Below are 16,591 nucleotides of genomic sequence, written 5' to 3'. Positions count from 1 at the left end.
ACTGCTCGGGATACTTCGATGAACCTGACACAGGGACATCCTTGCTCAGGCAACTTGCCTGGGATCAGGGTGTCCGGCTTACAGGGGCAACCTCATGCCGCGTGCGGCAACAAGATGAGACTCGAGGGCGTTTACCACCCGTGGTGCGACCCGGAGGTGCGTGCGGATTTCGCCCCGAATGTGGACCGCTGCAGGGTGTGCGGGGAGCAAGTGAAGGAGCTGACGGATGGCGGTGAGTGCGGCTGGTGCCGCGATCGCGGCACCAGCTGGTCAAGATGTGGTACTCGTCGGTCCAACGATTGCAGTGTGTCGTAACTCTGGACCCATCGTCGTTGCTGAGGATCGACAAGTCTGAGCTGCTGGCCTTCATCTCGTTCTACCGCCGGTGCGCGGCCGCCGCCGCTCCCCGCTTAGGACTGGCTGCGCGCCGAGCTAGCCGGGCGGCGGGACTACGGCGGTCTCGACCTGGCGGCTAAGCAAGCTCGACATGACCGCCTGGGCACTGCTGATCCCCGACGGCCTAGATGGGATATCGTCGATACTGCGACGGTTCTGGTTCCCTGGAGTCCGCGGTGCAGTTTCTGGACTCCCGGACTAATGGCCGCCCCTTGTGGTACTAGCGCTACCCGCTCAACGCAACCAGGACCGCGCCGCACGTCTACGCCCGACACCGCACCTGGCTCGACGAAATGTGGGGCGGCTACGGCCTGGCCGTGCAGATCCTTCAGTTTTCGACTCCGGCGCGGCCGCTGGCCCGCACCGCACCGATCTCAACGCCTTCCGAGGCACCCGCGGCGAGCTGACCACGCTCCTTGGCGGCGTAGGAACCGTTCGCTAATGGAGGTCCTTGATCAGCACATCGAAGATCGGCGACCCAGGCAGTGGGTTGCGTTTCTGCGCGACTTTTTTCCAGCCCCAATTGGCGTAGGCGTGCTGAGCGGGGCCGGCTGCAGGCTGCACCGTGAGCGTAGCTCGTTCTTCGGGCCGGTCTTCCAAGAGAAGATCGTGGAGCCGAGCAGCCACGCCTGCACGCCTCCACGGGCGGCGGACGAGCAGCTCGATCAGTACGAAGGTCCGCCCGGGCGGCTCATCGGTCATGCCAGGCTCGACCTCGGTTGTGAGGTCGGTCCACCATGAAGCTTTCGGTGGCATGGTCAGGCCAAATGAGAAACCTGCCATTTCGCCGGTCGAGTCGCGGGCGACTACCAGCCCGGCACCCGGCCGCTGATGTTGGACAGCGAAGCGGTCCTTGAACAGCCGGACGTGCTCGTCCCCGTACTGGTAAGGACGTTCTGAGAACACCTCCCGGTAGATCTCGCCCAGCTCGTCACCGAGCTGGCCTGCTTCCTCGACAGGAACACGACGAAACTCGACTTCAGTCACTCCAGCTCGTCCTTTCTTCCTGGGAAGGCTTTGTGCACGTGGTCCGCTACGTTAGCTCGGAAGTCAACGACAGCCACGACGTCACCGTAGCGGGCCGTAAGGCGCTCAGAATGCGCAGCCAGTCGGCTGATCGCGTGTGACGAGCTGATCTCCTGAGCCTGGCTCAATGCGCGCTGGGCAAGTGCAGCCGCTTCCTCAGGCTCGCTCTGAGCGAGTCGAACCTTGCTGAGACGGAGATCGTCAAAGACTCGGCTGCGCAGACGGCCCTGCTGGCGGCTCTCTGCCGCTCTGAGCGCATGAGTCTCGGCGTGCCAGGTGTAGGTGTCCAAGTGCTGGGAGGTGGGATCCTGGAGCGCGAGTTGCGCGTGAGCCGCGGAAGCGAGGCTCTCGACCTCAGCACGATCCATGTACCTGTTCCATGCCTGCTGCGAGCCTGGGGTCGCTTGATCGAAAGCCTCCAACGATGCTTCTACAGCGCGACGGGTGCACGCGGCTTCGCTGCGGCCGAACCGTGCGTAGGCACAAGCTTCATGGCCATGCAATTCGGAACGCACCAATGGACTAGCGCTCCTCGGAAGAGTGGCTAAGGCAGTGCGAACCATCGCAAGGCTGTCTTCGCACTGACCAAGCGCCTTGGATAGCTGTGCCATGTCTCCGACGATCTTGGCACCTAAATCAAGTGAACCAGCGCGCTTACATGCCTCCAAGCCGTACAGGAAGTAGCGCTGTGCTGCGACCGGGAAGCCAGCGTCCCAGGTCATGAAGCCCGCAAGCTGGGCGAGCTCGCTCGTCACCTGGTACAGACGGCGTTGTTCGGCGGCTGCGCGCCGGTGCTGGAGCGCCTCGACAACGGCGTTGAGCTGCCCGAGCACAGCTTTGCGATGAAGACCGCCTTGTCCTGACGCGTCCCATCGGCGAAAGAGTTCTACCGCTTGTTCAAGGCCTTGGATCTCATCCTGGCCGACTTGGTCAGGTCTGATGGACACGATTGGGGCCTCCGTTGCCCATTGCCGAACGGGGACCACGAGTGCTGCCCCCGTAAGCAGTGACAGCTCCAGGAATTCCCGGCGCGTTGCCATGTCGCTCCCGATGAACTCAATGATGTTGTCGACAGCGTGCTGTTTCTGGCCCGCCACTTCAGTGGAGACGAGCTGCACCGGCGCAGCTGGATCGACTGCAGCAGCAGAAGAAGCATCCCCTCTGAACTGGTAGAACCGTTCACGTGCGGCCTCGGGAGCGCGCTCGAGCGCAGTGTCCAGAGCCGACTGCATCTCTGGAAGTGGCGTGATCTCGGCTAGTCGCGATTCCCACTTGTTTATCGTCCGGGAATGAACCCCCAGCAAGTCCGCGAAGGCGTTCACCGTGAGCCGTAGCGCATTGCGCAGCAGCTTCGCTTCGAGACCCGTCCAGCGAGCGATTGGCGGCATTCGCCCATCATGACGCGCACACTGCACGGCATCCAGTAGGCGGCGCATGAGTACGCCCCGAGTACGTACCGGGTACGCCCCCAGAGCGTTCCAAGACGTGGCGTCTAGGGCGACGCTCTAGGTGCTAGCTCCGCAAACACTTCGAGCACGGCACGTGACGTCCGGCGATCTGGCGGTGAAGTGATGGCACTACTACTGACTTTGACTCTCGTGGCCTTGGCGATGCTCGCTGGACCGCTGCTTCTTCGCCAGCTGGACGAAGACCGGCAGGGACTTGAGCCAGCCGTCACGATGCGACAGGACGGCAGCAATCTGGCGCGCGGCGGCGCGGGGTGGCCGGTTAAGCGCGTGGCATCTGATGAAGGAATGCCCGCCACCGGCCACCCCTCCGGACCAGTGCTGACAGGACGGGTGGTCCTGTGACGCTCTCGATCGCCGATCCCGATACACCTGTTGTCGTGTGGTGGGTCATTGACCACGACTCCGATGTGCGGCACGCGACCCTCACTGACCCAACCAAGCTGGCAGACGGAACCCCGGTTGCGAAGCTCTGCGACGGCGAGCTTGCTTTGGCCAAGCCCGGAACGCGCCCGAAGCCGCGATCGACCAGCTACGAGGACTTCTGCGACCCCTGCGCCAGCACGTCGTCTGCTCGCGCCCACGGCCCCCTGCGTTCTGACCGCTTCTACTACTGAGCCCCCGGCCCGACGTGCCGTACTCCGACATTCACGTCGGGCTGGGATTTTACCGGCCTGGCCGGTGCCTTCCCCGGCACACCGGCCAGGCCCGAGATGGAGCACCCCATGCAGCACTCACCTCAGCTGCCGCGCTGGATGGCCAGCGTCCACGAGGCGATCTGGCACCACCCGGTCAGCGGCGGGGCTGCCCCTCGAATGGCCTGCAGGAAGAAGCTGAAGGGACCTGTGCACGGCGCACGGTCGGATGTGCTGCCCGGCGTGGACCAGCCACCTGGCTGCGAGGGCGGGACCGCCTCACCCCTGCCCGACGGAGTGCGTGCGCCTCCTGCGCGAAAGCGGTCGACCTGGAAGACCGACCCACGCTCCGGGTCAGAGTCCTTGCCGGTGCGGTGCGTCGCACCGCCGAGATCACTGCTCCGGACCCGAGTCGATCGAGTGGCCGCCGGACGAGCAAGACGACGAGCAGTGCGGCGAACTTGCCGCTGTGGCCTGAACCACCAACAAACCACCGCGACATGCCGGCAGAACCAGCGAACCACCAACGGAAATGGAGCCAAAAGCGATCCATTTGTGCGTGGGGTCTTAGACCCGGCCGGATGCCTGTGCCCCCGTCTCGGTATCCCGGCCGTTCTCAAGAGGAGGGAATCATGTTGCAAGAGTTGAGAGAAGTCTCGTGTCGCGATCGCGCGGGCCGGGACCGGGACGTCGTGGTCGGTCACATGTCCTCGGCCGTGTGGCTGCGAGTGGCCGGTGAGGAGCGACTGCTCGACCTCGTGCAGGCCGAGGCCTTGCACGTTGCGATCGGCATTCAGGTCGCCGCCCTGCAGACCGCGCGGCGTGAGGCGGCGCGGGCATGAACGATCTTGTGTTGGCCCTGATTGTCGTCGCGGCTCTCGCCGTTGCGCTCGGAGCGGGTTTGTGGTGGCTGCTCGTCCCGAACGGAGTGGAATCGCAGCAGCCGGAGGGAAAAGAGTGAGCGGCCCGCGTCTGTGGAACCGGTGGTCTTCTGTGGCGCTAGCCGAGTTCGAAGACTTGACGTGGGTGGCGAGCCCGGGCGAGTCAGTGATCCACGCCGACTTTCCCGGAGCCGGTCTGGCGTGCGGCCACAAGGTGGCCGACGAGCCGGAGACCTGTACCGGGTATCTCCCGGCGTCGCGCTGGCCTGGCTACCAGCCGCACCTTGCGTGCCTGGCCGCTGCCCCGGCATGGATCACCGATCTCGTAGAACCGCGCGCCGCTCGTCCGTATGGCGAAGAAGAAGCGGTCACGGGGCGGCACGCCATCGAGACCGTGACGACCCTGCGGATGCCGGGCCTCGCGCAGGGCATCAAGGCGTTCGAGCGCGCGATGGCCGTGCCGCCGGCAAGACCCGTCAACGAAAACGGCCCCGGCAGTTCCACCCTGCCGGGGACGCGAGCGGAGTCTAGCGGGATGTCGATCGCAGAGTCGACAACTCCGTACGAGCTGGGGGAGGTCGCATGATGGTTCGCGGGAGCCGGGGCGCTCATTCCCGCCTCTCCAGGCCAGGTGACCCGGGGGCGGCGCCGCGCCGGACGGTGCGTTACGCCTGTCCCCAGAATCACGAGTTCGAGATGACGTTCTCCGACGCCGCCGAGGTTCCGTCGGCCTGGGGGTGTCGCATGCACGGCACCGAGTCGAAGATCATCGATGGCGGCGAGCCGGAGCAGAAAAAGGCCAAGCCGCCCCGTACTCACTGGGACATGCTGCGGGAGCGCCGCACGCTCCCGCAGTTGAAGAAGCTGCTCGACGAGCGGTTGGCGCTGTTGCGTTCGCGCACCGAATAGCGCCCTCAGCTCGGTCCGGCGGCCTTGCCCCCCGAGTCGCCGGGCCGAACCTGGCCACCCGCACAACGAAGTGCGGGTGGCCAGGACCAAATTGCGAGAAGGAAAGAGTAGCGTTGCCGAAGAAAGAAATTCCGTGGCGGAGAGTGGTTCTCATGAGTTATCTCTGGGAGACGCTGTGCGCCCTGAATCTGACTATCTATCTGCGCGCGGGCAGCATCGCCCCTTGTCAGGCGCCCTGGTGGTGGACGGTCGTGGTCCATTCCGCTGCCTCGATTGCGCTCGCTGTGATCATCCAGCTCTTCCAGGTGAACTGGGCGCGAATCGCTTTGTCGGTGATGGGAGTCGCAAGTGCCTTCCTTGCGATCTACGGCGGCTTGCGTGGCGCGACTATCGAGATGATCCTGCAAATTGTTCTCGTCGGGACCGTTCCTTTCTTGTTCTTTTTGGATCGGGAACCCGGAAGTTCGCCTGATATGCCAGATGTCGACATTGCTACGAAAGCGGGTGTGGCGCGAGGGGGTGCAATGAGGCACGTGCTGGCAACTGTCGTCTTGCAAGGTCTGGTCGCAGTCTCGATGGTGATCGGCGCTGTTTCTACCGTGGCTGACATGGACAGAGGAATCGTCAGAGTCCGACCCACGGTATGCGAAACCGGGATCTAGGCCGAAATCACGCCAGGGGAGGGGCCCGGGGAGCGGGCACAGTGCCTCCGCCTCGCGTTCCGAGGAAGAAACAATGCTTGTGAGCCAACTACGGCGTAGTAGGTTGCTGCTGGACGGCAACAGGTCGCGAATCGAGCCAGAGCACTCGCGGTACATAAACCCAATCGAGGAAATCATTATTCTTGATGTTGCCAACGGGCGCCGCAACGAGGATATTGAGAGCACGTTGGCGCTGGGGCCTACCGCTGTTAAGTCACGGCTGAACCGACTTTTCGGAAAGTTCGACCTCCGTAGTCGTGCGGAGCTTGTGGTCGTTGCCTACGAAACGGGATTGATAGTTCCCGGGTGGGCCTCCGCTGCTGAGTTCGTCCACGCGCCTCTGGTCGGTCGAGATTATTACCCCAGCGAAGCCGCGCCGAGATCACGGCCGTTGGTGCCGTTGAGGCCGTAATGTCGCTGAGTTTGCGGATAGGGATTTCATGATTCGTTTCTTTACGCGTTCCCCTCGTGGCTATACGACGCCGCCCGTGCATGTGCGAAGACCGCCACAACGGTGGCTCGCGCTCGCGTTCGCTGTGGTCGGCGTCGAGGTGACCGTGGGGCTTGCTCTGGCGCTGCAGGGTGAGATCGCCGCGTTTTTCGTGGTTCCGTTCCTGGCTGTCGCTGTCGTGCACGGGGTCTTCCTCGTTGAGTCGCGCACCTACGCCATCGGTCGTGACTGGATTCGACGGGGGTTGCGTGCTGTCGCCTTAGACGACCTGCGTTCAGCGGATGTCGTCCGGGGCAGCATGGTACTCCGGGACGGCCGGGGGTACGTGCGTTTCCCTGTGAGCGTGTTGCGTGACGATTTGGAGTTCTGGGACCCGATCGACGTGGCACTCTGCCGGTCGGAGGACGCCGAGGTCTCCAAAGAGGTGTGCGAGCTCCTTGACGAGCTGGCGGGGTGCACAGCGTGAACCACGGTGCTCGGGCATGCCCGCCGGGGCGTTACCCGCCGGCGTGCGAGCGCTCGCATGCCATCCGGCGTTGTCCCGGCTCCGAGGTGCCGTCAGGGTGAGCAGTCGACTTGATGAGGCGGCCGCACACCTGCAGCGACTTGCCGACCAGCTGCCCTACGCCGTGGTGCACGGTGTCGCTGGCGAGCTGGAGACCGTTGCGGAGCTCGCGAACGAGCTCGTCGGCGACACCGCCCATGCCGATCTCCTGCCGGTGGTGCTCAGCGCGCGCGCCGAGATCGTGGACACGGGGATCGGCGGGCTCGACAGCGCGCGAAAGGCGTTGCAGGACACCGCACAAGCGATCCGGAACGTGAGCAACCGCGCCGGCTCGCAGCCCAGCCAACCGGCGCCGCCGGCGAGCTCGACGAAAGCGCACAAGCTGAAAGGCGTGAAGCGGCCCTGCCACAACCGCAAAGACCTTGAGCGGGCGTTCGTCGCGTTGGAGGCGAAGGGCTGGGCCATCCAGAAGACCACGAGTCACTGGACGGCTTGGTGTCCCTGTGGAAAGCATCGAACCGGCTTCAGCTCCACGCCTTCAGGCCAGAAAGACATGCACCGTGCGAACGCCGCGCTGCGACTTGACTGCTCAGGAGGACGCTAATGACTTCGCCCCCAGTGTTTATTGCGGTGGTGCTCCACTACACCGTCGACACGGTCACCGGCGAGGACCTGGAAATCTTCGTCGAGCGTGTCACCGAGGAGTGGATCGGCCTGGTCGGCATCGACGATCACGGATCGTGGGTCGATCTGGAAGAGCAGCTGATCAGACTCGAGATGGTGCACCTGGACCACGAGATCGGCGTCACTATCGCAACAGGTGCAGCACTACGCCTCCTCGCTTCCTCGTTCGGTGTGGAAGGCGTCCGGTTCGACGGCAGGTGGTCGATGGACGTGGTCCCCGACGATGACCGCGTTGCCGCGTACCTGCACACGACGCCCGAGCGCAACGCTGCCTACCGGGCTGAACGCGAGTACGCCACGACCACCGAGCCGTGATCGGCTCGCACCGCGAGCGACTGCAGCGCGTACCCCAGCATCCGGCGAGTTACCGACTCAAGGTGACGCGCAAGTCCCGCTGCCTGTCAGCTACGAGCACAGGAAGAAAGCCATATGTCAGACGTGAGTGAAGCGGCGGCCCAATTGGAGGCTCTCGCCGACACCCTTCCGTACGGGGCGGCACAAGTCGTGTCCAACGAGCTGGAGTCGATCGCGGCCCAAGTCAGCAGCCTGGTCGCCGAGACCGGCCACGCAGATGTCGTCGGCGTCATCGCCAACACCGGCACGCAAATTGCCGAGCACATCAACACCCAACTCGGTGCGCTGGCTGCGCAGTTGCGGGACAAAGCCACCGCAATCCGAACGTAGACAGCACTTCCACACCAATCCGCTACCCGCAGAGGACGGGCTCTGCGACGACAGAAGGAGAACGATGGCAGGCGTCGAAGAAGTTCGTGCGGGAATCGTGCTGGCGAACCAGAAGATGCAGGAAAGCATCGCCGCCCTGCAACAGGGCAACCTCGCGCTCGAAGAGGCGCAGGCGGCCCTGGTGCCGGCGACCCAGGGCAGCACGCAGGAGGAGATACAGCACGCGCACGGCTCGCTCGCCGAGGTGAAGCACGTGATCAACAGCGTGCAGGCGCAGATCAGTGCCACGATCAACGCCACCGAGGGCTATGCGGGCAGGCTGTGACGATGGCGCCTCGAGATACCCGGCACGGATGGCTTCCGAGCCTGGCGCTACTTGCCGCCGCGGCCGCGGGGTGCACTAGCCCGGCTGCTGATCCGGCAGGAGACCGGTTCACCGCGCTACCGGACATTTGCGGCCTGGTCTCGCCGGCGACGATTCATGCATTCGTCGGTGAACCCGCCCGGACTGACTCGTTTGTGCCGGGTGATGTTGGGTACTGCGCCTGGACCCACCGGGACTTCGACGCCGAAAACGCCAAGCCGTTCGAACGGGCTGTGTCTCTGCATGTGGCTGTGCACCGCGGGACCAGCAGGTCGTCTGGGGCGGAGACCGCGGAGTTGCATCGGCGGCTGATGGCCGACGCCGCACCGGGTGCGTTCACCGAGATGGTTGACGTCGGCGACAGTGCGATGTTCAGCGGCACGCAGGGGCAGGCCGAGGTGCATTTCCGCTCGGGCAACCTCTTGGTGTGGCTGACGTTCTCCGGTCGCGACCTGGCCGCCGGGCAGCCGGTGCCGATCTCACGGCAGCAGGTGATCGAGACCACACTCCGGCTTGCCCGGGAAATCAGCACGAAGCTCGACACCGTGCCCGGCTGACCCGCGGAGCCACGGCGGCCCCATCGCGAGTCCTGTGTGCGGACAGGTCGGGCCGGTCGGTGCGGAGCGGACGCAGTGCTCCGCGCCGTCCATCGACCGAAAACGGTTCTCGTGCTTGAGAAGCAGTGACGGTAGCGGGATGAGTCCCTGCGGTCAGGCCGCAGGGACCCACCGCGTGATCTCCGTCCGCCCAGCGGCCGACTCCCCAAGAGCTGGGCGGCCGGACACCACCAACGTGGAGGTACACCACCACCGCAGGCCAAGACCGGGATCGCCAAGAACTGCTCAAGATCGCTGATGACTGATGGAGTTGATGATCACGATGTCGTTCACCCGCAATATCGCGTTCGCAGGGCTGACCGCGGCGGGAAAGACCACTCACGCACGGCTGCTCGCGTCTGAGCTGGGATACGAGTACGTGTCCGCCACGGACATCTTGTTAGAGATGCTGGGGGTCGACACCCCTAGTGACCAGGTGTGGTTTACCCGGCTCCAGGAGATCAACGAAGCACGCGGAGATGGCGCGGTGGACGCCGAGCTGGAACAGCGGCTTCTGGAGTCGAACAGGACACGCCAGGCAACGGTGTTCGACACATGGGCGTTGGCGTGGATCGGAGACGCCCCGCTGGTTCGCCTCTGGTTAGAGTCCGATGTGGAATCCAGAGCGCGAAAATGCCTGATATCCCAGGAAAGTCAGCAGCTCGGTATTAGTGAGTGCAGGAAGCTGCTCGGCGAGAAAGATAGCTTTAACCGCGAGCTGTTTACGCAGAGGCACGGGTTCGATCTGTTCACCGACCGAGACCGGTACGACGTGATCCTCTGCAACAGCCACCTCATTCCCCGTGCAACCGACACCGCCGCCCAGGCAGGGATCGAGGCATTCGCTCCGATCGTCCACGCTGCCGTGACCTCCGTGCTGACCGCGGACACCGCGAGCGCGCGGGTGCTGGCTCGCGCACACCCGCGAGAAATCCACCGCATCACGGTACCGGACACGTCGACCATGGGACGGTGCTGATGTACAGCCTGCTGCATTGCCACTTCGAATCCGCGCTCCGCGCCATCGCCCTGGTGCGGTCCCGCAAAGTCAGGCACCTAGAAACCGTCGTCGCATCCCCTTTCTATGACCGTGTCAGCCCAGCGGATCGTCTCTACTTGCTGTGGAACACCGTGCAGGGGTTGACTGATGGCGAAGAACACCTCTTCACCGAAGAGGTGTTCCGGTCGGTCGTTCGGCGGTTCCTGGATGAGATGACCGCATCGCACGTGGAGCACGTCGACCTGCGCATCGGGCCGATCATGCGCAGGTGGGTGTGGATGCGTAGCGCCGCTGACGGCATTGACGTTTTCCGGGACGAACTTGCTCAGCATGGCGGGCTTTCGGTGTCATTACTCGCTGGTGTGGATCTCACGAGGTCGCAGGATCGTCTCGACCGCACCATCGATGTCCTGACCACCGATGGTGACGTGGCGAGCCGCCTGGCTGGGATCGACATCAACCTCCTACCAGGCGATTTGCCGAAGTTCGAGCGGTACCTTCCGGCCCTGTGCGCCCTGCAAGACGATGGCCTGAAGATCAACATGCATTTGGGTGAGCTGTTCGACAACACCGTGTCCCGCTACCTCCTGGACCGGCTCACCCCGGACCGCATCGGGCACGGCGTCCTGCTCCTGGAAGACCCGAGCCTTGTTGCCCTGGTGCGCGAGCATGGGATCTGCCTGGACATGTGCCCCACCAGCAACACCACGCTCGGGATCGTCAACTGGCACCGGACCAGTCCAGCGCGCCGCGCGTTGGAGCTCGGTATTCCCGTGACGATCAATACCGATGACCCGATGCTGTTCAGCACCGATCTGGATCGCGAACTCCGTCTCTCGGGACTCAACGACACCGAGTTAGACCAGGTCGTCGCCTACGGACGGAAGCACCGCTATGACGCGACGTGAAGTTGACCTGCACCTCCTGTACGGCATCCCGTGTGTGGGGAAGTCAACGGCGGCAATAGAGTTCGCCTACCAACGTGGCATTCGCACGGTGGTGCCCACGGATTGTCTCCGCGAAACACAGCGAGCGTTCGCCTCGCCGCATCAGCATCCGGCGCTGTTCGAGGTGACACACTCTGCGTGGCAACTACACGGGCCACCCACGCGGGTCAATATCGAAGCGGGATTCCGTGATCACGCTGATGCGGTCGCGCCGGCGATCCGGCATGTGGCGGCGAAACTCGCCCGAGACGGGTTCGATGCCGTGATCGAAGGGGCTCACCTCCACAGCGGCATCATCGGCGCGCTCCGCTCCTCCCTCGAAGATGCCCGCGTCCACGCGGGCTTGCTGGTTGCCGAGCCTGCCGACGAGCTTCGGAAACGCATACACAGCAAGGAGAACGAACGAACATCCCTCGCTGAGCGGAAGACCTGGGTCGACCACTTTGAGATCTTGCTCGTGATCCAGGACTACCTGATCCGCGACGCCCGCGAGCACGGCATCCCCATCACCACCACCGAGGAGTGGTCATGTTCATCGACTGCGATCACGTAGTGACCTACGACGGGCGTATCCACCGGGTGATTGGAACCCTGGATGACGCGACCCGCTTCCTGGCTTACAACGTCTACTCGCCTCACCCTGACGGAGACCGGGCGTACCAGGGCAAGCAGTACCGTAAGAACTTCGAGGACACCGCCGCTGCGGACGATGTACTCCGGCTCTACCAGCTGCTTCCCGCCGATGACGTCGCCCAGCATCACGACCCCGTAGCAGCGGCGCGATACCGCCGCGCGAAGCTGGGATCCACGGTGTGGGCAGACCTCTACGATGAGCTGGCCAGCGTGTTTGGCGAGGACGCTGTTGGTGTCTTCGGGTCCGCGATGCTGGGGATGCACCTCACTGAGCACGGCGGCATCCGCAAGGACGTCGATTTCGTCATCCACGGCAACACGGCGGACACGGTTCCCGTCCTTGCCGAACGGCTGCCTGAAATCCGGTCGAAGCTGGGGTTCACCGACGTCACCGTTGATCGCCAGCAGCGGCAGCTCGTCCGCTACCAGAAGGTGTTCCGCCACCCCAACAACTCACTGTCCACCGTCATCTCTCGACGGTGGACCGCGCTCCAGCTCTCCCCACAGGTGGTGACCACCATTCGCCTACGAGATCCAGCGCGCACCGTGCCGATGAACCTGGTGGCCTCGCCGGCCACGAGCCTCACCGAGGTTGTTCTCACCGGAGAGGTGACGGACGTCGATCACAGCGCGCTGTTCCCGGTCGCGTTCACCATCCACGGTGACGCCGGCCCCGTCGAGGTCGTCGTGTTCTGGTGGAAGTTCACCACCCCAGTCCGCCTCGGTGATCGCGTGTCGGTGCGCGGTAGCTTCCTACCCTCTACCGGTACGGTTCGCCTCACACACTTCACCCGACACTGGCTCACCATCATCGAACCTGCGGAGACCCGATGACCAGCACCCTGACGCTCATCACCGGCAACGCCAACAAAGCGCGCGAGTTCACCGACATCCTGGGGATCGATGTCGCCACGTTCAAAACCGACCTAGTCGAGATCCAATCCCTCGACGTCGCTGAAGTCGTCCGAAGCAAAGCCGCCGCTGCCTATAACACCGTTGGATCTCCCGTACTGGTTGACGACACAGGGCTGTACCTTCATGCATGGGGTGAGTACCCCGGCGCGTTGATCAAATGGGTCATCAAGGAAGTGGGAGCGCAGGGACTTCTGGACATGGCCGCAACCGTGACCGACCGGCGGACCACTGTCACCACGGCCATCGGCTACGCCGACGCGAACGGCATCCAAGTGTTCGTCGGGTCGCTCGATGGAACACTGACCACCGAGCCCCGCGGCAGCAATGGGTTCGGCTACGACCCCATTTTCCAGCCCAAAGGTGAACCCCTCACCTACGCGGAAATGGACCCGGCCTATAAGAATGAGATCTCACATCGCCGCAAGGCTGTTGACCAACTCCGCGAAGTTCTCATCGACGTCTTCCCCGATATCGAACCGGCGAGCCCTGCGGATGAGTGCGACGGGTGGGATCGTCCCGCCGACCGATGACCCTCACGTCTGAAACACTGGGTGATCACATACTCCGGACACGACTCCGACCGCGCAGGCGAACTGGTGCAGATCTCGCGGCAGCAAGCGACGGAGACCACCGTCCGGCTTGCCCGGGAAATCACCACGAACCTGGGCACCGTGCCCGGCTGACACCGCGGAGCGCTCCCGGAACCGAACCTGCCAGCCTGCACCGAACCGGCGCGAGCTGGCAGGTTTTCACGTGCTCGCCGAATGCGAAAGCCTTGTGGCTGTGGGGATGTCCAGCGCTTTTTGCTGGACATCCCCACAGCCACAAGGCACAGTGCGGCGACCCGGCCGGATCGTGACGGCCCGTGGCCAGAGATATACGCCCCGATGTTTCCTGGTGAGCTCGTCGCTACGACGGTCCTGATCGGAGTGTCGCAATAGGACACGCGGAGAATGCGTTGGCGGAAGCCTTCGAAGACGGTGGGGAGATCGACTTGGCTAGTGGTGAAGACATAGACAGTGCGATCAACGCGCTGCGGACCGGAGCGACGCTGCCGGCCGAGGCATCCAGCTTGCTCGCTGACCTCATCGAGGCCCAGATCACGGTCGCGGTCGGGCCGCACCCGCCCATGGGGGTGGCTGAGCGCGGACATGGCAGGACTGGGCGTCGCTCGTTGCCTGCTCGCCGAGCGGGGCCACGCTGTCGCTGACCAGAAGCAGGCGATCTCCCTGCTTCGTGAAGGCACCGCATTTCCAGCGGAGTCGTCACCGGTTTCCCTAGCTTCTGGACGTTACTGGATAGAGCTGGGCGGCAGGGGCAACGCCTCACTATTCCAGCCTTGCCCAACAACGTCGATCACACGCCTCGACAAGCAATCTGTAGAGCACCAGCTTGTCGCCAGGCTTGAGCATGCCGAGGGCGGTGCGCAGCTTCGGACGGTCGCAGCGAGCGCTGGCGGCCTCCACGATCATCTGACCTCGCCTCCTGGGGAGGCCCGGGGGCGATCGTGTGTGGACCCAGCCCCAAGGGCGGGGCCGGGCACCGGGGATGCTGCTCGGAAGTCCGGCCCGGTAGTTGCTGCAGGCCCCAGGCAGCGCCTGTGGGGGCAGCGTTCACCTGGATCGGGTGGTGGGTTGTTTCAGCCGTCCGGTTCAGGTGGTGAAGGCGCCGCCGGGTGGGACGTCGCGAGCGGCGGTGAGCCGCCGCTGGGCTTGCTGGTGCAGGCGTTCGACCGTGTCCACCAGAACAGGCAGCGTTGGCAGCAGGGTGCGGGTGCGCTGACCCATCTCGGCTTTGCTCCGCAAACGAGCCGCCTTGCTGTATTCGCCTGGCGGGATTCTCGGTGGCCCATCTGGCCTGATCCTGGTAGAACGCCCGCACATGGGCGAAGCCGCTGTGGATGTTCACTCTGGGCCGCAGCGGGCGTCCCGCCTTGTCCCAGATCATCCGGACGCGGTCCTTCCATGCGGCCGCGACTTCCGGGGCCAGCCGCAGTGACTCAATGCCCGGGTGATGCTTTTTCAGGTCTCGCCAGAACAGGCCGACGACGTTGCTGGCCAGCCCGTCGAGGGAGGCGTAGTCCAGCTCGGCGGCGCGTTCGGTGAGGTAGTCAACCAGCAGATCGCGGGGCGGCCGGCAGGCGACGTGGCGATGGACGACGAGTTGGGCAGGGGGCAGCTGGCCCGGCAGCATGACCGCCTCCAGACGCATGGGCGCGTTCGGACCGAACACGCCGGTCTCTGCCAGCAGCGCGTAGAAAAGGTGCTTGCCTTGCCCTGCGCCTGGTGTTCCTGGATGGGCGTGCTGCAGATGGTCAGCCTTTCTGGGCCGCTGTCAGCGCGGTGTACGGTCCGGAGGCCCCGTCGGCCGAGCCCGCGGGCACTGGTGCGAAGCGTGCCTGGAAGAAGCGCAGGGTCTCGGGTTCGTGTGTGAAGGACAGGCCGGTGGTGACGGCCGCGCTGCGCTCGGCGGTGCGGATGACACTGTCCGCGACCACATCGAGGTGGCTGCGGGTGTAGACCCGGCGCGGGATGGTCAGCCGCACGAGCTCTAGCCGGGGGTGCCTATTTTCGCCGCTGACCGGGTCGCGGCCGGCGGAGACCACGCCGCGTTCGGCGCCGCGGGTGCCGGAGTCCAAGTAGAGCGCGGCCGCTAGGGTCTGGGCGGGGAACTGGTCTCGTGGGACTGCAGGCATGATTGCGGCGGCGTCTAGGCAGACTGCATGCCCGCCGATCGGCCGTACAACGGGCACACCTGCCTGGATCAGCCGTTCCCCCAGGTAAGCGACCTGCTGGATCCGCGCCCGGATGTTGTCCTCTTGTACCGACTCCTCGATGCCGCGGGCCACTGCCTCCATGTCCCGCCCGGCCATTCCGCCGTAGGTGTGTAGTCCTTCGTACACCACGACGAGGTTGCGGGCCTGCTCTGCGAGCCCGGGATCGCGCACGGCCAGCCAGCCACCGATATTGGCGTAGCTATCCTTCTTCGCCGACATGCAGGCGCCATCGGTCAGCGCGCACATCTGCCAGAGGATTTCGGCGATGCTGCGTTCACCCCAGCCTGGTTCGCGCTGCTGGATGAACCAGGCGTTCTCCACGGCGCGGGCGGCGTCAAGGATGACCGGAATCCGGTGCTGGGCGGTCAGTTCGCGTAGCGCCGTCAGGTTGGCCATGCTGATCGGCTGTCCACCGGCCATGTTGACCGTGGCGGCCACACTGACGTACGGGATGGTGTCTGCGCCAACCTTGTGGATGAGCCGCTCGAGCGCATCCAGGTCTACGTCGCCCTTGAACGGATGCTCTGAGGAGGGATCGTGTGCCCGGCTGACGATCACGTCGTGGAAGGAGCCGCCGTTGAGCTCCTGGTGGGCGCGGGTGGTGGTGAAGTACATGTTCCCTGGGATGTGGCTGCCAGGGCGAACCAGGCACCGGGACAGGATGTTCTCCGCACCCCTGCCTTGGTGAACGGGAATGACGTGTGGATAGCCGTAGTACTTCTGGACGGCAGCTTCCAGGCGGTAGAAACTGGACGATCCTGCGTAGGCCTCGTCACCGACCATCATCCCAGCCCACTGCCGGTCGGACATGGCGTTGGTGCCCGAGTCGGTGTAGAGGTCGATGTAGACCTCGTCCGAGCGCAGCAGCGAGACGTTGTAGCCGGCGGCCAGGATCGCTCGCTCGCGTTCCTCGCGGGCAGGGATTCGGATCGGCTCGACGACCTTGATCCGCCAGGGCTCGGTTGCATAGGGCACGGTCACGTTCGTCTCCTCTGTCCTTGTGTTGAATGGGGCTGCGCTGG

The 16,591-nt window shown here is 64.5% G+C and carries 23 protein-coding genes; 18 read left to right on the top strand and 5 right to left on the bottom strand.

Going from position 1 to position 16,591, the window contains the following annotated elements; all coding sequences use genetic code 11:
* Nucleotides 1–834: 834 nt before the first annotated feature.
* Both ACWEV3_RS34215 and ACWEV3_RS34210 read right to left on the bottom strand, forming a co-directional pair.
* Complete coding sequence (locus ACWEV3_RS34215; protein ID WP_452617854.1) at nucleotides 835–1,383, bottom strand: GNAT family N-acetyltransferase; 549 nt, start codon at nucleotides 1,381–1,383, stop codon at nucleotides 835–837.
* Nucleotides 1,380–2,810: a helix-turn-helix domain-containing protein gene (locus ACWEV3_RS34210; protein WP_452617853.1), complete on the bottom strand. Its 1,431-nt coding sequence runs from the start codon at nucleotides 2,808–2,810 to the stop codon at nucleotides 1,380–1,382. The genes ACWEV3_RS34215 and ACWEV3_RS34210 overlap by 4 nt, the downstream gene beginning before the upstream one ends.
* A gap of 419 nt (nucleotides 2,811–3,229) precedes the next feature.
* Here ACWEV3_RS34210 and ACWEV3_RS34205 point away from each other — a divergent pair, with 419 nt between their 5' ends.
* The 18 genes from ACWEV3_RS34205 to ACWEV3_RS34120 all read left to right on the top strand — a co-directional run bounded on the left by ACWEV3_RS34205 (nucleotide 3,230) and on the right by ACWEV3_RS34120 (nucleotide 13,476).
* Nucleotides 3,230–3,505 carry a hypothetical protein gene (locus tag ACWEV3_RS34205; RefSeq protein WP_452617852.1) on the top strand — a complete coding sequence of 92 codons (276 nt, stop codon included), beginning with the start codon at nucleotides 3,230–3,232 and terminating at the stop codon, nucleotides 3,503–3,505.
* A 650-nt stretch (nucleotides 3,506–4,155) separates the two neighbouring features.
* The gene (locus tag ACWEV3_RS34200; protein ID WP_452617851.1) at nucleotides 4,156–4,365 is read left to right on the top strand and encodes a hypothetical protein; all 210 of its coding nucleotides are present in this window, start codon (nucleotides 4,156–4,158) and stop codon (nucleotides 4,363–4,365) included.
* Nucleotides 4,362–4,484, top strand: coding sequence for a hypothetical protein (locus ACWEV3_RS34195; RefSeq protein ID WP_452617850.1), 123 nt, complete (start codon nucleotides 4,362–4,364; stop codon nucleotides 4,482–4,484). Before ACWEV3_RS34200 ends, ACWEV3_RS34195 begins: the two co-directional genes overlap by 4 nt.
* Before the next feature lie 86 nt (nucleotides 4,485–4,570).
* Complete coding sequence (locus ACWEV3_RS34190; protein ID WP_452617849.1) at nucleotides 4,571–4,990, top strand: hypothetical protein; 420 nt, start codon at nucleotides 4,571–4,573, stop codon at nucleotides 4,988–4,990.
* Nucleotides 4,987–5,313 (top strand): RNA polymerase-binding protein RbpA, encoded by a 327-nt coding sequence (locus tag ACWEV3_RS34185; RefSeq protein ID WP_452617848.1) that lies wholly within the window; start codon nucleotides 4,987–4,989, stop codon nucleotides 5,311–5,313. Before ACWEV3_RS34190 ends, ACWEV3_RS34185 begins: the two co-directional genes overlap by 4 nt.
* Nucleotides 5,314–5,465: 152 nt before the next feature.
* Nucleotides 5,466–5,975, top strand: coding sequence for a hypothetical protein (locus tag ACWEV3_RS34180; RefSeq protein WP_452617847.1), 510 nt, complete (start codon nucleotides 5,466–5,468; stop codon nucleotides 5,973–5,975).
* A 575-nt stretch (nucleotides 5,976–6,550) separates the two neighbouring features.
* A complete protein-coding gene (locus tag ACWEV3_RS34175) occupies nucleotides 6,551–6,931 on the top strand; it encodes a hypothetical protein (protein ID WP_452617846.1) in 381 nt (126 codons plus the stop codon).
* A 97-nt stretch (nucleotides 6,932–7,028) separates the two neighbouring features.
* Nucleotides 7,029–7,574, top strand: coding sequence for a hypothetical protein (locus ACWEV3_RS34170; RefSeq protein ID WP_452617845.1), 546 nt, complete (start codon nucleotides 7,029–7,031; stop codon nucleotides 7,572–7,574).
* Nucleotides 7,574–7,969, top strand: coding sequence for a hypothetical protein (locus ACWEV3_RS34165; RefSeq protein WP_452617844.1), 396 nt, complete (start codon nucleotides 7,574–7,576; stop codon nucleotides 7,967–7,969). Before ACWEV3_RS34170 ends, ACWEV3_RS34165 begins: the two co-directional genes overlap by 1 nt.
* A gap of 123 nt (nucleotides 7,970–8,092) precedes the next feature.
* Nucleotides 8,093–8,338: a hypothetical protein gene (locus tag ACWEV3_RS34160; RefSeq protein WP_452617843.1), complete on the top strand. Its 246-nt coding sequence runs from the start codon at nucleotides 8,093–8,095 to the stop codon at nucleotides 8,336–8,338.
* Nucleotides 8,339–8,402: 64 nt separating this feature from the next.
* Nucleotides 8,403–8,663: a hypothetical protein gene (locus ACWEV3_RS34155; protein WP_452617842.1), complete on the top strand. Its 261-nt coding sequence runs from the start codon at nucleotides 8,403–8,405 to the stop codon at nucleotides 8,661–8,663.
* Between the two features lie 350 nt (nucleotides 8,664–9,013).
* A complete protein-coding gene (locus ACWEV3_RS34150; protein ID WP_452617841.1) occupies nucleotides 9,014–9,259 on the top strand; it encodes a hypothetical protein in 246 nt (81 codons plus the stop codon).
* Nucleotides 9,260–9,563: 304 nt separating this feature from the next.
* Nucleotides 9,564–10,277, top strand: a complete 714-nt coding sequence (locus tag ACWEV3_RS34145) for a cytidylate kinase family protein (protein ID WP_452617840.1) — start codon at nucleotides 9,564–9,566, stop codon at nucleotides 10,275–10,277.
* A complete protein-coding gene (locus tag ACWEV3_RS34140; RefSeq protein WP_452617857.1) occupies nucleotides 10,277–11,206 on the top strand; it encodes a hypothetical protein in 930 nt (309 codons plus the stop codon). The genes ACWEV3_RS34145 and ACWEV3_RS34140 overlap by 1 nt, the downstream gene beginning before the upstream one ends.
* Entirely contained in the window at nucleotides 11,193–11,798 is a 606-nt protein-coding gene (locus ACWEV3_RS34135; protein WP_452617839.1) for an AAA family ATPase, read from the top strand. The genes ACWEV3_RS34140 and ACWEV3_RS34135 overlap by 14 nt, the downstream gene beginning before the upstream one ends.
* Nucleotides 11,774–12,712, top strand: coding sequence for a hypothetical protein (locus ACWEV3_RS34130; RefSeq protein ID WP_452617838.1), 939 nt, complete (start codon nucleotides 11,774–11,776; stop codon nucleotides 12,710–12,712). Before ACWEV3_RS34135 ends, ACWEV3_RS34130 begins: the two co-directional genes overlap by 25 nt.
* The gene (locus ACWEV3_RS34125; RefSeq protein WP_452617837.1) at nucleotides 12,709–13,323 is read left to right on the top strand and encodes a non-canonical purine NTP pyrophosphatase; all 615 of its coding nucleotides are present in this window, start codon (nucleotides 12,709–12,711) and stop codon (nucleotides 13,321–13,323) included. Before ACWEV3_RS34130 ends, ACWEV3_RS34125 begins: the two co-directional genes overlap by 4 nt.
* A gap of 21 nt (nucleotides 13,324–13,344) precedes the next feature.
* Nucleotides 13,345–13,476, top strand: coding sequence for a hypothetical protein (locus ACWEV3_RS34120; RefSeq protein WP_452617836.1), 132 nt, complete (start codon nucleotides 13,345–13,347; stop codon nucleotides 13,474–13,476).
* Nucleotides 13,477–14,121: 645 nt separating this feature from the next.
* Here ACWEV3_RS34120 and ACWEV3_RS34115 read toward each other — a convergent pair.
* The 3 genes from ACWEV3_RS34115 to ACWEV3_RS34105 form a co-directional block, all read right to left on the bottom strand.
* Nucleotides 14,122–14,265: a hypothetical protein gene (locus ACWEV3_RS34115; RefSeq protein WP_452617835.1), complete on the bottom strand. Its 144-nt coding sequence runs from the start codon at nucleotides 14,263–14,265 to the stop codon at nucleotides 14,122–14,124.
* Between the two features lie 180 nt (nucleotides 14,266–14,445).
* The gene (locus tag ACWEV3_RS34110) at nucleotides 14,446–14,580 is read right to left on the bottom strand and encodes a hypothetical protein (RefSeq protein ID WP_452617834.1); all 135 of its coding nucleotides are present in this window, start codon (nucleotides 14,578–14,580) and stop codon (nucleotides 14,446–14,448) included.
* A gap of 527 nt (nucleotides 14,581–15,107) precedes the next feature.
* Entirely contained in the window at nucleotides 15,108–16,550 is a 1,443-nt protein-coding gene (locus tag ACWEV3_RS34105) for a tryptophanase (protein WP_452617833.1), read from the bottom strand.
* Nucleotides 16,551–16,591 lie beyond the last annotated feature (41 nt).

Source organism: Saccharopolyspora sp. NPDC003752, assembly GCF_053605825.1.
Note: the sequence above shows the minus strand (reverse complement) of the source record. Positions and strands in the feature narration are given on the sequence as shown.

Coding starts and splice junctions, on each gene's coding strand:
- ACWEV3_RS34210 (WP_452617853.1), bottom strand. CDS start 2,810: ATGCCGCCAATCGCTCGCTGGACGGGTCTCGAAGCGAAGCTGCTGCGC.
- ACWEV3_RS34200 (WP_452617851.1), top strand. CDS start 4,156: ATGTTGCAAGAGTTGAGAGAAGTCTCGTGTCGCGATCGCGCGGGCCGG.
- ACWEV3_RS34195 (WP_452617850.1), top strand. CDS start 4,362: ATGAACGATCTTGTGTTGGCCCTGATTGTCGTCGCGGCTCTCGCCGTT.
- ACWEV3_RS34185 (WP_452617848.1), top strand. CDS start 4,987: ATGATGGTTCGCGGGAGCCGGGGCGCTCATTCCCGCCTCTCCAGGCCA.
- ACWEV3_RS34180 (WP_452617847.1), top strand. CDS start 5,466: ATGAGTTATCTCTGGGAGACGCTGTGCGCCCTGAATCTGACTATCTAT.
- ACWEV3_RS34165 (WP_452617844.1), top strand. CDS start 7,574: ATGACTTCGCCCCCAGTGTTTATTGCGGTGGTGCTCCACTACACCGTC.
- ACWEV3_RS34155 (WP_452617842.1), top strand. CDS start 8,403: ATGGCAGGCGTCGAAGAAGTTCGTGCGGGAATCGTGCTGGCGAACCAG.
- ACWEV3_RS34150 (WP_452617841.1), top strand. CDS start 9,014: ATGGCCGACGCCGCACCGGGTGCGTTCACCGAGATGGTTGACGTCGGC.
- ACWEV3_RS34145 (WP_452617840.1), top strand. CDS start 9,564: ATGGAGTTGATGATCACGATGTCGTTCACCCGCAATATCGCGTTCGCA.
- ACWEV3_RS34140 (WP_452617857.1), top strand. CDS start 10,277: ATGTACAGCCTGCTGCATTGCCACTTCGAATCCGCGCTCCGCGCCATC.
- ACWEV3_RS34135 (WP_452617839.1), top strand. CDS start 11,193: ATGACGCGACGTGAAGTTGACCTGCACCTCCTGTACGGCATCCCGTGT.
- ACWEV3_RS34130 (WP_452617838.1), top strand. CDS start 11,774: ATGTTCATCGACTGCGATCACGTAGTGACCTACGACGGGCGTATCCAC.
- ACWEV3_RS34125 (WP_452617837.1), top strand. CDS start 12,709: ATGACCAGCACCCTGACGCTCATCACCGGCAACGCCAACAAAGCGCGC.
- ACWEV3_RS34115 (WP_452617835.1), bottom strand. CDS start 14,265: ATGATCGTGGAGGCCGCCAGCGCTCGCTGCGACCGTCCGAAGCTGCGC.
- ACWEV3_RS34110 (WP_452617834.1), bottom strand. CDS start 14,580: ATGGGTCAGCGCACCCGCACCCTGCTGCCAACGCTGCCTGTTCTGGTG.